We start from the raw sequence: 7947 nt of genomic DNA, 5'->3' as shown, positions 1-7947 counted from the left end.
GGGGCGCGGGGGGGTCGCGCCCCCCCCCCCCCCCCCCCCCCCCCCCCCCGCGGCGGGGGGGGGGGGGGGGGCGCCCCCCCCCCCCCCCCCCCCCCCCCCCCCCCCCCCCCCCCCCCCCCGCGCCCCGATCGGCCGCACCGTCGACAACTCCCTCGGTTTCGGCAGCGACACCGCCCTCGTCTTCGCCCGGCCGCGCGGTCCGGCTACGCCTGCTCGGCCCGCAGCAGGGCCGTGACCCGCACCGAGGTCTCGTGCAGCCGGTCGAAGACCTCGAGCACCAGTCGTAGCTGCGCGTCGGTGTAACCGGCCATCGCCGCGCCGAACTCCCTGGCCAGCACCTCGTAGTGCGGGGCGATCTCGTGGACGCGGTCCTCGCGCACGCTCACGATGATGCGTCGCCGGTCCTGCTCGTCGTGTTCGCGGCTGACATAGCCGGCTTTCAGCAGTCGATCGATCATCCGGGTGACGGCGCCCGTGGTGAGCCCGGTCCTGGCCGCGAGTTCACCGGCGGTGGCGGGTCCGCCGAGCCGCAACAGATTCAGGCAGCGCAGGTCGGTGACGTGCAGCCCGAGCCGGTCGGCCACCGCCTGATGCATCATCACCGCGTCCGTGGCGCTGCGCTGGGCGGCCACCGTGAGCGCGGCGCTCAGATCCGCGGAGTTCGACATCTTGACATCCTTGCCTGACCGAGTAAATATCTTACTCAGTCAATTATTTACCCGATCAATTGTTGATCGTCGCATTCTAAGGGAGACGCCATGTCCGTCGACCAGCCCACCGACCGGCCCGCCGACGAGGCCGCCGTACGCGCCCTGCTCGCCCGCCAGAACGAGGCCTGGGCCGCGGGCGATGCCGATGCCTACGCCGCGTTGTTCACCCCCGACGCCGACTACGTGACCTGGATCGGCACCCATCTGCGCGGCCGCGGGGCCATCGCGGAGACCCACCGCCCGCTGTTCGAGAAGCACATGAAGGGCACCCGGATCGACAGCGAGATCACCGGAATCCGCTTTCTCACCCCCGATGTGGCGATCGCCCACAGCCTGGGGGCGGTGGTCGGCGGCCGGAAGCGGCGCACCAGGCGCAACACGAAGGTCCAGACCACGGTGGCCGTGCGGCACGACGGCGAGTGGCTGCTCACCGCCTTCCAGAACGGCAAGTACCACTGGCTCACCGAAGCTCTCACCAGCCGCCTCACGGGCGGCCGCCCCCGGCCCCGACGGCGGACTGAACCGCGCCCGCCGTTCTTCACTGGAAGGTGACGTGCACCGGCCGCACGACGATCACCACCCGCCGAGGATGGTCGCCGACCGGCTTGTCGTAGTCGAGCCCGTACCGGCGGGCGAGCACATCGAAGAAGTCACCCTCCGGGTCGGGCTCGACCCGCTCCACGACACCGCGCACCTCCAGGTACCGATAGGGCCGTTCGGGATCGTTGACGCTCAGCGCCACCGCCGGATCACGTTCGACATTGCGGCATTTCGCGCGGTCCGTGGTCGTGGTCAACCGGAGGAACTCGCCGTCCCACACCTGCCAGACCGGCGTGACCTGCGGCGTCCCGTCCGAGTTCAGCGTGCCCAGGTGCGCGAACAGCGGCCGGGTCAGCAGATCGACGTGACTGTCGGGAATCATCAGACCTCCAAGTTTTGACAACTATCAAAGCTTTTATAACACCCTTACGCTTGACCGTCATGGGCATGCCAGCGCACGAACGACTCGGCCTCGACCTCAAACGGGCCGAGCAGGAACTGATGGCCGCCAAGCACGAGGCGGTCAAGCCGCTGACCGTCCCCCAGTACGCCGCGCTGTTCGCCCTCGCCGACAGCCCGGGCATCTCCGCGGCCGCGCTCGCCCGCGCCTGCCTGGTCACCCCCCAGGCCATGACCGTCGTCCTGCGCAATCTCCAGGACCGCGGCCTCGTCGAGCGCACCCCGCATCCCTGGCACCGGGGCGTGCTGGAGACCCGCCTGACCGAGGCGGGCCGCGCGGCATTCGAAGCGGCCGATCGCCGGGCCGCGGCGATCGAACAGCGCATCGCCGATGCGTTCACCCCCGCCGAACGCGATACCCTCCGCGAACTCCTGACTCGCTTCGCCACCGCGGCGCGAGGCGACACCGACTGACCTCCAGCGGCCACCCGACCGACGGGTGGCAGAATCGTTCGCCGAACGAACTATCAGCGCCCGGCCGCCCGCCGGCCAGATGGACGGGACCGACATGACCGACCTCCCCGAGGCCTTCTACCTGCCCGCCCCCGATCAGCCGGGCCGCTACCTGTCCACCGAACTCACCCGCGGCCCCTGGTCCCCCGACGCCCAGCACGCGGGCCCGCCCTCGGCCCTGATCGGCCACGCTTTGGAACGCTGCGAACCGCGCGCGGACTTCCGCATCGGCCGGGTCGCGGTGGAGATCCTCGGCCCGGTGCCGTTGGCCCCGCTCACCGTCGAGACCAGAGTGGCCAGGCCGGGCCGCAGCGTGGAACTGCTCGAGGCGACGCTGTCCTCCGACCGCGGCCCGGTCATGAAGGCCAACGCCTGGCGCTTCCGCCGGGCCGACCCCGAACTCGACGTGCCGGAGGAGTTCCGGCCGACCGGGAGTCGTCCCGGCCCCGAGGACGCCCCCTGGACCCCGTTCCCCTCGGCCCAGACCATCGGCTTCCACACCGGCATCGAATACCGCTTCGTCCGTGGCGGTTTCGACGAGCCGGGCCCGGCGATCTGCTGGATCAGGCTCAGGCACCCGATCGTCGCGGGCACCACACCGAGCCCCCTGGAACGCACGCTCGCCGCCGCCGACTCGGGCAACGGCGTCAGCGCCGTCCTGGACTGGGCGAAATACCTGTTCATCAACACCGATCTCACGGTGACCCTGCACCGTCAGCCCGCGGGGGAATGGATCTGTCTCGACGCCGTCACCCACCCCCAGCCCGGCGGCATCGGCCTCGCCGAATCGGCGCTGTTCGACGAGCGGGGTCCGCTGGGCCGCAGCACCCAGACCCTGTTCCTCGGCCCCCGCTGACCCTCCGGCCGACCGATCCCGCGCGGCTCAGCCCGCCGCGATCTCCTCGCGCCACACCGGGCTGTCGACGTAGTGGTTGTCGTAGGTCTGCGAGCTGTCGCGGATCTCCTGCACCGTCGCCTGGCCCCGGTAGACCCGCTCCAGCAGCCGGTAGTAGTCGAAGCGGTGCATGCCGGGCGTGAAGACCACCAGCAGTTCGGCTTCCGCGCCGGGCGCCGGGGCGAACGCGTGCGGGACCGTCGGCGGCACGGTGAGGAAGTCGCCGCGTTCGAGCCGGACCACCGTGTCGCCGAGCAGGAATCGCGCGGAGCCTTCCAGCACGAGGAACATCTCGGTGGCCTTGGTGTGGAAGTGCGCGGGCGCTCCGGGCGATCCCTTCGCCAGGCTCGCCTTGTTCGCGGTGAGCGCGCCACCGGTGTCGCCCGCGTCGGCGAGCAGTGTGATGAGGCTGAGCGCGCCGTCCTGGAGCGTGGCCGCGTCCGCGGAACGAACCAGAACGGGGGCGGTGTGCTGAGCGGAACTGGTCATCGGTGACTCCTGATGCGGTCGACCGGCGTTTCGCGCCGGTTCCTGGTGTGTCGAGGAGTTGACGACACAGGCACTCCGGGTGTGACATCCGGTGCCGCGCGGCAGCGGAGCGCAGGCTCAGCCCGCCGCGGTCGTCCGTTCGGCGCGGTGATCCCCGATGAGCAGAGCAACGACGAACGCGCGCAACATCTCTCGTTCCTCCTCGGCATCCGAGGCGGGCATCGTGAGCAGGGAGACCACCGCGCGCACCGTCCAGCGGCCGAGCCTGCGCGCACCTGCCGCGTCGAGGTCGGGCCGGAGTGTGGCCGCGAAATCGCGGGCCAATGCCTCGACCACATCCGAGGATTCGGCGAGTCGCGCGACCACACCGGCGTTCACCGGCTCGAACCAGACCGCCAGATGCGGGGTCTCGCGCACCTCGGCCAGGATCGCGACGAGGGTGTCGAGCAGCGCGGTGGCGGGGTCGGCCGCGCCGCGACGGTCGCGCCACACCCGGGCGACGACCCGGCGCGCCTCCCGTCCGGCGAAGGCGGCGAACAGCTCATGCCGATTCGGGAAGTAGCGGTACAGCGTGGCGCGCGAGCATCCGGCCGCCGCGGCCACCTCGGCCATGCCGATCCCGGACACCCCCCGCTCGCCCCGGTCCAGGAACAGGCCGCGCACCGCGTCGAGGATGCGCTCGGCCGCGAGTTCGGTGCGGCTGCCGGCGAGCCAGTCGCCGCTCACGCCGCGCCCCGGAATGGCACCCGGGTGGGGCGCCGCACGTACGGGCCGTCGGCGTATTCGACGGCGTCGTGGTCGACGACGAAGCGCGGATACCGGGCGAGCAGTTCCGCCATGGCGACGCGGGCCTGCATGCGGGCGGCCGCCGCGCCCAGGCAGTGGTGCGGACCGTGGCCGAAGGTCAGCAGATGTTGCGGGTCGCGGGTCACGTCGAGGTCGGCGGCGTCGGGGCCGAAGACCCGTTCGTCGCGGTTGGCGGAGGCGTAGACGAGCAGCACCTTGCGGCCCGCCGGGATGGTGACGCCCGCGATCTCCACCGCGCGGGTGGTGGTGCGGGCCAGGCCCTGCACCGGGGAGGTGAGCCGGGCGAACTCCTCGATCGCGGGCCGGATCAGGCCCGGCTCGGCGGCCAGCGCGTCGCGTTGCGCGGGGTTCGCGTGCAGGAGCTGGACCGCCCCGCCGAGCAGGCCGGTGGTGGTGTCGTTGCCGCCCGCGACCATCGTCCAGGTGTAGGCGAGCAACTGGACCAGTCCGGTCACGTCCTCGTCGGTGGCGCCGAGGCCCGCCTGGACCAGCAGGGAGACGGTGTCGTCGCCGGGTTCGGCGCGCCTGCGGCGGATCAGCTCGGCGAAGTAGCCGACCATCTCCGTCGACGCCGCCCTCGCCCGCTCGGTCGTCGTGCCCGTTCCGGCGGCCACCACGGCGTCGGTCCACCCGTCGAACCGTTCCCGATCCTGCTCCGGCACACCGAGATAGTGCGCGACGACCATGCTCGGCAGCGGCTTGAACAGGACCTCGACGATGTCGCCCGCACCGCCGAGCCGGTCGAGCCGCTCGCGGACGTAGGCCCGCACCATCGGCTCCAGCGACTCCACCCGGCGTGGCGTGAACCCGCGCGCCACCAGGGTGCGGAACTCGGTGTGCTGCGGTGGGTCCTGCATGACCAGCGGCGGATTCGCGGTCAGGCCGATCCGCTCCAGCTCGCCGTATTCGACGGTGAGACCGTCGCGGGAGGAGAAGGTCGCGGTGTCGCGGGCGGCGGCGACCACGTCGGCGTGCCGGGTCAGCACCCAGTAGTCGTGCGCCGGCCGATCCTCGGGGACCACGTGATGCACCGGGTCGTGCGCTCGCAGCGCCGCGTACATGGGCCAGGGGTCGGCCCAGGTGGCGGCCGTGCACGGCCGGAAAACGGGCGCTGTGTGAGACCTGATCGCCGACATGTGTCGACTGTAAGACAGATATGTCAATATGTACAGGCTCGGCGGGGGTGGCTCGCGCACACCTCGCCCGCGCGATTCCCCCGCCCGATCCGGCCGCCCCGCGAGACGTGGCGAGAACGTAATGTGCCTGGTGTGAAACTGCTGCCTCTTCCCGCCGAAGGACAGACCCCGGTCCGTGTCCTCACCATCGCCGGCACCGACTCCGGTGGCGGCGCAGGCATCCAGGCCGACTCCCGCACCATGGCGCTGTGCGGAGTGCACGCGCTGGTCGCGGTGGCCGCCGTGACCGTGCAGAACTCGGTCGGAGTCAGCGGATTCCACGAGATCCCGCCGCACGTGGTGGCCGACCAGGTGCGATCGGTGGCCGGGGACATCGGGGTGAACGCGGCCAAGACCGGCATGCTGGCGTCCTCGGCGATCATCGAGGCGGTGGCCGAGGTGTGCCGGGAAGTCGGCATCGGCGGCGACGGGCCGATCCCGCTGGTGGTCGACCCGGTGGCGGCGTCCATGCACGGCGACGCGCTGCTGCACGAGGAAGCCCTCGACGCGGTCCGCAACACGTTGTTCCCGCTGGCCACGGTGGTGACGCCGAATCTGGACGAGGTCAGGTTGATCAGCGGCGTCGAGGTCACCGACCACGCCACCGCGCGCAAGGCCGCCGAAGCGCTGCACGCCCTCGGCCCGCGCTGGGTGGTGGTCAAGGGAGGCCACCTGCGGTCCTCGCAGGTCAGCACCGATCTGTTGTTCGACGGCCACGCCTTCCACGAGTTCACCGCGCCCCGCATCCCCACCGGCAACGACCACGGCGGTGGCGACACCCTGGCCGCCGCCCTCGCCTGCGCGCTGGCGCACGGCTACCAGGTCCCCGACGCGCTGGCCTTCGCCAAGGAATGGACCCGCCGCTGTCTGGAGGCCGCCTACGACCTGGGCGCGGGCCACGGCCCGGTGTCCCCGCTGTGGCGTCTGCACCACTCCTGACCCCCGAAGCGCGGTTTGCCGGAACGGCAACTTCGCTTGCCGTTCACTCGTATGGCGGCGCACCATCGTGTCACTACCCCCGTGACGAGGAGAGACGATGACCGCGCCCACACCCGAACAGTTCTGGGAAGACTTCTACCGCGAACGCGACGCGATCTGGTCCGGCAAGGTGAACCCGTTGTTCGCCCGCGAGGCCGAGGCACTGGCTCCCGGAACGGCGCTCGACCTGGGCTGCGGCGAGGGCGCGGACGCGATCTGGCTGGCCGAACGCGGCTGGCGGGTGACCGCGACCGACATCTCCGCCACCGCCCTCGAGCGCGCCGCCGAGCACGCCGTCGGCGCGGGCGTCGCCGACCGGATCGGCTTCGTCCGCCACAACCTGCTGGCGAGCTTCCCGGAGGGGACCTTCGACCTGGTGTCCGCCCAGTTCCTGCACTCGCCGGTGGCCGGGGCGGGTGAGCGCGACGCGATCCTGCTCCGCGCCGCCGATGCGGTCGCGCCCGGCGGGGTCTTGCTGATCGTCGGGCACGCGGGCTGGCCGAGCTGGATGAGCGAGCCGCCCCTGTTCGAGTTCCCGACCATCGAGGGCACCCTGGCGCTGCTCGAGCCGCGCGGGCCGTGGTCGGTGGAGACCAGCGAATGGGTCGAGAAGGAGATGACCGGCCCCGAGGGACAGCGGGGCACCCGCGCCGACACCGTCCTGCGACTGCGCAGGCCCGCCGCCTGAACCCGCGCCCGGTGGACCGTTCCCCGGCCGCCTGATTCCGCCACTGCCACACGGCTGGACCGGATTTCGCGCGGCGCTGCGCTCGCGCAAGACCTCAGCGCGAGTTCCCAGGAACCTCCCAGCCCGGTCCCAGCGCGCTGGGAGCCACGGCCTCGATGGTGGAATCCATGATCGAGCGGACGCCCGTGCTGGACATCGTGATTCCGGTGCACAACGAGGAAACCGGGCTGGCCGACTGCGTGCGCAGGCTCGACGCCCACCTGCGCGACGGCTTCCCCTTCTCCGCGCGCATCACCATCGCCGACAACGCGAGCACGGATGCCACGCCGCGCCTCGCCGAGGAACTGGCGGCCTCGATGCCGAATGTGCGGGTGGCGCATCTGGACGCCAAAGGCCGCGGCCGGGCCCTGCGCGCGGTGTGGGAGCGCTCGGACGCCCAGGTGCTCGCCTACATGGACGTCGACCTGTCCACCGATCTGGGCGCGCTGCTGCCACTGGTGGCGCCGCTGGTGTCCGGCCATTCCGATCTGGCGATCGGCACCAGGCTCGACGCCGCCGCCCGCGTGGTGCGCGGACCCAAGCGCGAGATCATCACCCGCTGCTACAACCTCATCCTCAAGGCCGCGCTGCGCGCCCGCTTCTCGGACGCGCAGTGCGGCTTCAAGGCGGTACCCGCCGAGGTGGCGCAGTGCCTGCGGCCGCTGGTCGAGGCCGCCGAGTGGTTCTTCGACACCGAACTGCTCGTGCTCGCCG

Annotated in this window: 11 protein-coding genes; 6 read left to right on the top strand and 5 right to left on the bottom strand. The window is 71.8% G+C overall.

What is annotated here, in order from left to right; all coding sequences use genetic code 11:
- Positions 1-203: 203 nt before the first annotated feature.
- Entirely contained in the window at positions 204-668 is a 465-nt protein-coding gene (locus tag QH283_RS23605; protein WP_280505133.1) for a MarR family winged helix-turn-helix transcriptional regulator, read from the bottom strand.
- A gap of 90 nt (positions 669-758) precedes the next feature.
- Between QH283_RS23605 and QH283_RS23600 the strand changes: the two genes are divergently transcribed.
- Entirely contained in the window at positions 759-1262 is a 504-nt protein-coding gene (locus QH283_RS23600; RefSeq protein ID WP_280505132.1) for an SgcJ/EcaC family oxidoreductase, read from the top strand.
- Here QH283_RS23600 and QH283_RS23595 read toward each other — a convergent pair.
- Complete coding sequence (locus QH283_RS23595; RefSeq protein WP_280505131.1) at positions 1249-1632, bottom strand: PPOX class F420-dependent oxidoreductase; 384 nt, start codon at positions 1630-1632, stop codon at positions 1249-1251. The genes QH283_RS23600 and QH283_RS23595 overlap by 14 nt on opposite strands.
- 59 nt (positions 1633-1691) lie before the next feature.
- Here QH283_RS23595 and QH283_RS23590 point away from each other — a divergent pair, with 59 nt between their 5' ends.
- Together QH283_RS23590 and QH283_RS23585 are read left to right on the top strand one after the other, a co-directional pair.
- Positions 1692-2123: a MarR family winged helix-turn-helix transcriptional regulator gene (locus tag QH283_RS23590; RefSeq protein ID WP_280505130.1), complete on the top strand. Its 432-nt coding sequence runs from the start codon at positions 1692-1694 to the stop codon at positions 2121-2123.
- Positions 2124-2148: 25 nt separating this feature from the next.
- A complete protein-coding gene (locus QH283_RS23585; protein WP_280505129.1) occupies positions 2149-3018 on the top strand; it encodes a thioesterase family protein in 870 nt (289 codons plus the stop codon).
- A gap of 27 nt (positions 3019-3045) precedes the next feature.
- Here QH283_RS23585 and QH283_RS23580 read toward each other — a convergent pair whose 3' ends face one another.
- The 3 genes from QH283_RS23580 to QH283_RS23570 form a co-directional block, all read right to left on the bottom strand.
- Positions 3046-3546, bottom strand: a complete 501-nt coding sequence (locus QH283_RS23580) for a cupin domain-containing protein (RefSeq protein WP_280505128.1) — start codon at positions 3544-3546, stop codon at positions 3046-3048.
- A gap of 117 nt (positions 3547-3663) precedes the next feature.
- Positions 3664-4272 carry a TetR/AcrR family transcriptional regulator gene (locus QH283_RS23575; RefSeq protein WP_280505127.1) on the bottom strand — a complete coding sequence of 203 codons (609 nt, stop codon included), beginning with the start codon at positions 4270-4272 and terminating at the stop codon, positions 3664-3666.
- Positions 4269-5489 carry a cytochrome P450 gene (locus QH283_RS23570; protein ID WP_280505126.1) on the bottom strand — a complete coding sequence of 407 codons (1221 nt, stop codon included), beginning with the start codon at positions 5487-5489 and terminating at the stop codon, positions 4269-4271. Before QH283_RS23570 ends, QH283_RS23575 begins: the two co-directional genes overlap by 4 nt.
- A gap of 132 nt (positions 5490-5621) precedes the next feature.
- Here QH283_RS23570 and thiD point away from each other — a divergent pair, with 132 nt between their 5' ends.
- The 3 genes from thiD to QH283_RS23555 all read left to right on the top strand — a co-directional run.
- Entirely contained in the window at positions 5622-6467 is an 846-nt protein-coding gene (gene thiD / locus QH283_RS23565; RefSeq protein ID WP_280505125.1) for a bifunctional hydroxymethylpyrimidine kinase/phosphomethylpyrimidine kinase, read from the top strand.
- 97 nt (positions 6468-6564) lie between these two features.
- Positions 6565-7194: a class I SAM-dependent methyltransferase gene (locus QH283_RS23560; protein ID WP_280505124.1), complete on the top strand. Its 630-nt coding sequence runs from the start codon at positions 6565-6567 to the stop codon at positions 7192-7194.
- A 167-nt stretch (positions 7195-7361) separates the two neighbouring features.
- The coding region (locus tag QH283_RS23555) for a glycosyltransferase (RefSeq protein WP_280505123.1) at positions 7362-7947 on the top strand (586 nt) is incomplete at its 3' end.

The sequence above is a fragment of the Nocardia farcinica genome (assembly GCF_029867845.1).
In the GTDB taxonomy this organism is placed as follows: domain Bacteria; phylum Actinomycetota; class Actinomycetes; order Mycobacteriales; family Mycobacteriaceae; genus Nocardia; species Nocardia farcinica_A.
Note: the sequence above shows the minus strand (reverse complement) of the source record. Positions and strands in the feature narration are given on the sequence as shown.